At 35.3% G+C, this 2,746-nt stretch carries 2 protein-coding genes and 1 pseudogene; all 3 read right to left on the bottom strand.

The genetic code is table 11. The features are described 5' to 3' along the window. Nucleotides 1-477: 477 nt before the first annotated feature. Complete coding sequence (locus C9991_RS16440) at nt 478-708, bottom strand: hypothetical protein (RefSeq protein ID WP_106813548.1); 231 nt, start codon at nt 706-708, stop codon at nt 478-480. Between the two features lie 260 nt (nt 709-968). After that, nucleotides 969-1,460: a hypothetical protein gene (locus C9991_RS16435; RefSeq protein WP_147398754.1), complete on the bottom strand. Its 492-nt coding sequence runs from the start codon at nt 1,458-1,460 to the stop codon at nt 969-971. A 659-nt stretch (nt 1,461-2,119) separates the two neighbouring features. After that, a pseudogene (locus C9991_RS17130) lies at nt 2,120-2,614 on the bottom strand (RHS repeat domain-containing protein); the annotation flags it as partial. Between the last annotated feature and the right edge of the window lie 132 nt (nt 2,615-2,746).

Genomic DNA, 2,746 nt, shown 5'->3' with positions numbered 1-2,746 from the left:
TGTTCTAAAGCATAAAGACGATAAATCTCCTTGCTTAATTCAACTTCCTTTAATGTCTCTTCTAATGATTTTTTCATTTCACTTACATTTTAGGGAGTCAACCATATTTACAAAAAGACATATTTTATTGTAAAACTCGGTGGGAAAGTACGCCTGTCTTTGTATGTGATATTTAGGAATGTAATACCAAAGGATATTGCACAAATACTATCATATCTTTTAAATAAGATGGTTGTTATTCCTAAGCATATCATCAAAATTGAAAAAATCAAGTAAGTGCCATTTTTTATGGCACTTACCGACTTTTTGTGCTTAATAACAGAAAACATTATTGCAATTCCTGTTATAGACGCTAATATTCCCCAAAGACAAATATAGTTCATATTGTTTTGCTTTTATGTTATAACTAAAGAACGATTGGCTATTGAATTTATTGCGTTGATTTGCAGCATAATCAGAAAACGCACAATAATATGTCTAACATTTTTTCCATGTCTCACCAAGCAGAGATAACTTGGCGACACGCATATTCAAGTCATACACGTTTTTACGCCAAAGGTGTGTCTCTGCGTTCCTGCTCTCCATCCTGCTTCTGTCGCGCCATTCAAATAGGCCGATTACTATGGTACATCCTACGACGATGGTGACAATCGTTATGCCAAAAAACATCCATCGGCAGACATGCCCGGTCTGTTTCTTGTGTTCCATTTTGTTGCTGATTTTTTATAATTCTACTACATTTTGATATGATTTAATTTGTTTGAACTGGCAAAGTTACGGTTGGAATGTCACAATCAAGAATTTTCGCAGCATTTATAACAACTTTTATGGAATAAAGACCTTTATGGGAATGCGATGAAGATGGAGAGGGTTGCAATCATACAATTGGGCGTACAAAGACCTTTGTATAATATCTTATAAAAAGGGACTGTGCCATTTCACACAATCCCTTTTTGAAAGAATTTTAATTAGTCTATATTGACTTCAGCTTTATAGCTCTGATAAATTTCTCCTCTATTATTGTATTTAAATAGAAAAGCCGAAATAACAGGCGATCCATAAATGCCAACCATTTTATCTTTTGGTAGGATGTCGCATCTTATCATTCCTTTATATGGCTCCGAAAAATTTGCTATATACATACAAGAATCACAAGTTTCAGGACCGAATATAGATAATAAAGCTTCAGAATATGTTGGAGCGTTCCAAATAAATTTTTTCTCTATTCGATAAGACCAGAGAATTTGTTTGGTCTGAGTATCAACCATATCTGAAAAAATATCCCAATCAAGATCATAAATCGAATCTGAAACACACAGTTCTTTTGAATGGTAATAAACTTGCAGAATATCAAATGCCATATTTATAGCTCTCTGCTCATTTTTATTACCATAAATGATATTCTGAGCTGCTATCGTCAAAGAAGCCCCCAAAATGCACATCAAAAAGAATATTCTCATAATGATTCTCATTTTGTTTTAATATAATGAGCCTTTTTCCCCATGGAACTATTGTACTTCAACGAAGTTAAAGCCGATTCATTAAAAGGAATAATATTACCTTCTTTTGTATGGATCGCTTTATAATTTAACCTTTCTCCATAATTAAACCCTTGTTTGTTGAGTTCATTGCGGATTATATTCATGTTATCAACAACTGGTCCAGTTCCAAAAAATTCTGTAGAATCATGATAGTCTCCACCTATTGTTGTATGATGAAGTTCATGTAAGAAGGTCATGCCAAAACCAAGCGTATTGCCATCTACACCAACAGCACCTTTAACCATGTTACTGATTTGCTCAAAACTGAGACCTATTTGAGTTCCAGATGTAACAGTACGTTTAGCATGATAGGATACTTCTATCTCGGTTTTGTTGTCAATCATTTTTATCAAGAAATTCCTTGCAGTTTTACTTCCTGCATCTATTTCTTTTCCTTTTTTGTTGGTAATCTTATTAACAATAGGTTTTCTTTCATCATTTTTAGCATATTGCAACTTGTTATCCTTGTCCAAACTGAGTTGTAATCCCGTTTGAGAAGCCAAATCTTTTATTACAGACTGAGTTGTTGACAATTTAAGTTGTTCATCAGCCAAACGAACTTTTGTCATATCAATTTCCATACCTGTAGGATCTGTATATTTCAGCGGATTAGAAATAACATAACAATACGTTGACACATTGGAATATTTTTCCTCTTTGGGATCTATAGAAAGCCAAAGACTCAACCTCGGATCATAGTACCTCGCTCCATAGTAATACAATCCTGTCTCCTTATCGAATTCCTTCGCATTGAAAAGATAAGGTGTATTCCAAATGTTGTTGCGCTCCTCAACGAACACTTCACCGAAAGGAACATGCTCGATATGTTGCACCACCTCGCCATCAAGATTGGTGATGTAACTACTGCTACCCAAATGGTCTGGGTGGTAGTAGAATTGCATCTTCTCGTATGCGTCGCCTTCTTGGAAGTTATTCTTCATTGCTCTTGCCATTACACGTGCTTGCGCAGCCTCCAAGCTGCCGTCATTGCAGCAGAAGCCCTTGCCGTCCACATAGTCGTTGTTGTCCTCGCCATTGTACGGCACTGCAAAGGTTGCCTCCTTTTTTTCTATTTTATCTGTCATATTTATATTCATTTTTCCAATATCACAAATTGTGACCTTAAACGTATTGTTGTTATATTGCGTACAAAGGTAGTGCTTTTAGCCTTTAAGCCACTATTGCACAACCCCTTTCTTTGAAAA

It is taken from the genome of Prevotella merdae (genome assembly GCF_900290275.1).
Taxonomy (GTDB): domain Bacteria; phylum Bacteroidota; class Bacteroidia; order Bacteroidales; family Bacteroidaceae; genus Prevotella; species Prevotella merdae.
The sequence above is the reverse complement of the archived record's forward strand: the minus strand, read 5'-3'. Positions and strand labels throughout refer to the sequence as shown.

Excerpts from the sequence above, each read along its gene's own strand:
- C9991_RS16435 (WP_147398754.1), bottom strand. The coding sequence starts at position 1,460 with ATGAGAATATTCTTTTTGATGTGCATTTTGGGGGCTTCTTTGACGATA.
- C9991_RS16440 (WP_106813548.1), bottom strand. The coding sequence starts at position 708 with ATGGAACACAAGAAACAGACCGGGCATGTCTGCCGATGGATGTTTTTT.